The sequence below is a fragment of the Neisseria sp. P0022.S010 genome (assembly GCF_051956635.1).
Map to the genome: position 1 here is coordinate 1 of NZ_JBQCXF010000411.1, position 2,671 is coordinate 2,671.

Below are 2,671 nucleotides of genomic sequence, written 5' to 3' on the forward strand. Positions count from 1 at the left end.
GGATGCCTTCTCTACTTTTAGGTTTTTTTCGGCCAGTTGTCGGTTAATCAGTTCCAGCAATTCGGACAGGGTGTCGTCTTGCGCCAGCCAGTTGCGGTAGCGGCATAAGGTGCTGTAATCGGGGATGTTCAGTTCGTCAAAACGGCAAAACAGGTTGAAATCGATGCGGGTGATGAGGCTGTGTTCGAGTTCGGGATCGGAGAGGCTGTGCCATTGTCCGAGCAGGACGGCTTTGAACATGGACAACAGGGGATAGGCGGGACGGCCGCGGTGGTCTCGGAAGTAACGGTTTTTTTGACGATTCAGGTACTATTCGATCGGTTGCCAATCAATCACCTGATCCAACTTCAATAGTGGGAAGCGGTCGATGTGTTTGGCAATCATGGCTTGTGCGGTTTGCTGAAAGAAGGTGGTCATGGAAAATCCCCTAAATGTCTTGGTGGGAATTTAGGGGATTTTGGGGAATTTTGCAAAGGTCTCTAGTTATATAAAAAATATAGATATAAATTTTATTTATAGCATAGATTACCAATAAATTTTGCTTCTATCCTATGAAAAATAGATGGGTTTATAGAAAAGGGTTCTGTTTGAGCATATAGGCCTAATTTGAATATACCTTTTTCATCTAATCTTAAGTCTAACGGCATACCTTGCCAAACTTCGTTATACAGATAATAAAAAGATAATAATTTACCTTGTTCATCATATAAATATATTCCAGAATTAAGACCGTCTATACTTAAAAAATTACCTACATTATCTAAGCAAACAATAATTTTTTTATTCTCAATAACATTAAATCTTTCACATTGGTCTCCATCAATAGGAATTTGATAACTAGATAAAGTTTTTTCCTTATAGAAACAATATGCACTATATCTAAAATAAGAATAAGACAAAATTATAGCTAGCACAATAGTTACTATTAAAGCAATTTTTTTAAACATGGTTCTACTACCTATTTTAGTTCTACTTCAATCGGGGGGTCACAACGAAATTCTTTCAATGATGAGAATATCAGCAAATCACCACCACGTTTATTTAACGCTCTCCATTTATTGAAATGATTGTTTCTAACTGGGAAATATATATTTTCTTTGGCTGAATTAAAATGTGTTGACGGCATAGCAATAAAGGAACTAGCCATAATAGGTTTCGGGGTAATATCTACTACCTGATTTAGTTTATCTAATCCCTGGTGAAGATAAAATACATTGAACCCTGTATGGTTCCAATGTCCCAAATACTGATTCTCTGTTTCTCTGCCTTTTTTATCTCTGTCATTGTTAAAATCAAATGTATCTCTAACATAAAGATAAACACTCTCTACAACCAATTTGTTCGACGGCATCCTGTATTTGCCTATAGCAGCAATCAGAGAACAACCTGCAACCGTAGCAAAAAACTCATCTTTCATAATACGATCACCAAATGCCAATACAGCTTTATCCCAAGCATCAAACAAACTGTAATTTTGGAACGAGAAATATTTGTGGAATTTCTGCATATCTTTTGTTTTCAAAAGAAAATGTTTAGTATCACCATAAACTTTCCTTAATTCATCATAAACCTCATCATTCAATGTTTTTAGCTTATCTTTTGCTGCGTTATTGTAAATACAGTTTGGTACTTGTCTGTTCCATCCCTTTTCAATACCCATTTTTCTAAGACGATGCCTGCCTTTTAGCAAACGCTCAATTCCTTTCGTAACGACACCTGTTATATTGGCTTTCTCTAGCCAATCCAAAGTATAATAATCTGTTAAAACCAAATCAGCTGGCCAATTAGTATCTAATGCTTTCTTGATTTTCGCCGGCATTATTTTCGCGGGACTATTGAACCACTTTTCCTGCATTTTTGCCGCTTTCTCCCAAACATGTCCAGTATGCTTTTTACCATGCGCACGTAAAGCATTGGGTAAATCAGTTAATTTAAATACAGTAGTCATTTGCTGTACAACATGTTGTTCATTCGATTTTTTTCCCTTATATGAGGGTAAGTTTTGACAAAGTGAAGTAGCATCGCACTTGATGGTCATTTCTTGATTTTTATCTGTGTCAAAATAGGTAAAAGTAATATATTCATTCATTTTTATTATCCTCTTGCTCTTCTTTCAAAACTGCAATTTCCAACTGTTCCAAAAATCTTACTTTTGCAGAGTTACGTATCAAATGTTTATTCATCCCTGTTCGTCCATATTTGTTGGTTTTCCCAATAATGACCTTATTGGAATCTGTTTCATCTATGACAACAAACGGACGGTTAGTAATTTTTCTACCTGTTTTTTCATCAATCAATTCAAAAGCAAGACTAAATAAATCTTTGGGATTCAGTAGGGGCATATTGAAAGTACGGCTATTCGCCCCATTCACCACCAACGGCGCCCTCACCCGCACCACCTTCGGACTCCCGATCTCAACTTCCCCATTCGACAGCTTGATATACGCCCCTTTGCAGGTAATCAGAATCTCTTCCTTCGCCGCAATGGTGATCTTCCCTGCGCTGCTGGTTAACGTTGCATCCTTCAAAGCATTCAGCTGCAACTCGTCATTCTGTGCCTGTACAGTGACTGCACCCTGATTGGCCTGCATCTTGATGCCGCTGCTTTGCGCAAATAGGTTAAGGCTCTCTGCCGCATGGGCGGTCAGGCTTTGGCCGGCGGTAATGTCGG

General features: G+C 38.2%; 3 protein-coding genes and 1 pseudogene. All 4 read right to left on the bottom strand.

Going from position 1 to position 2,671, the window contains the following annotated elements:
* Positions 1 to 417 (bottom strand): annotated as a pseudogene (locus ACTHUT_RS17455) (transposase); the annotation flags it as partial.
* Between the two features lie 92 nt (positions 418 to 509).
* Positions 510 to 947, bottom strand: coding sequence for a hypothetical protein (locus ACTHUT_RS17460; RefSeq protein ID WP_440386797.1), 438 nt, complete (start codon positions 945 to 947; stop codon positions 510 to 512).
* 11 nt (positions 948 to 958) lie between these two features.
* Positions 959 to 2,089, bottom strand: a complete 1,131-nt coding sequence (locus tag ACTHUT_RS17465; protein ID WP_440386798.1) for a DUF6402 family protein — start codon at positions 2,087 to 2,089, stop codon at positions 959 to 961.
* Positions 2,082 to 2,671: DUF2345 domain-containing protein (locus ACTHUT_RS17470; RefSeq protein WP_440386799.1), on the bottom strand; the 590-nt coding region annotated here is incomplete at its 5' end. The genes ACTHUT_RS17470 and ACTHUT_RS17465, both read right to left, overlap by 8 nt.

Bases quoted from the DNA above. Each gene is read 5' to 3' on its own strand.
- ACTHUT_RS17460 (WP_440386797.1), bottom strand. From the start codon at position 947: ATGTTTAAAAAAATTGCTTTAATAGTAACTATTGTGCTAGCTATAATT.
- ACTHUT_RS17465 (WP_440386798.1), bottom strand. From the start codon at position 2,089: ATGAATGAATATATTACTTTTACCTATTTTGACACAGATAAAAATCAA.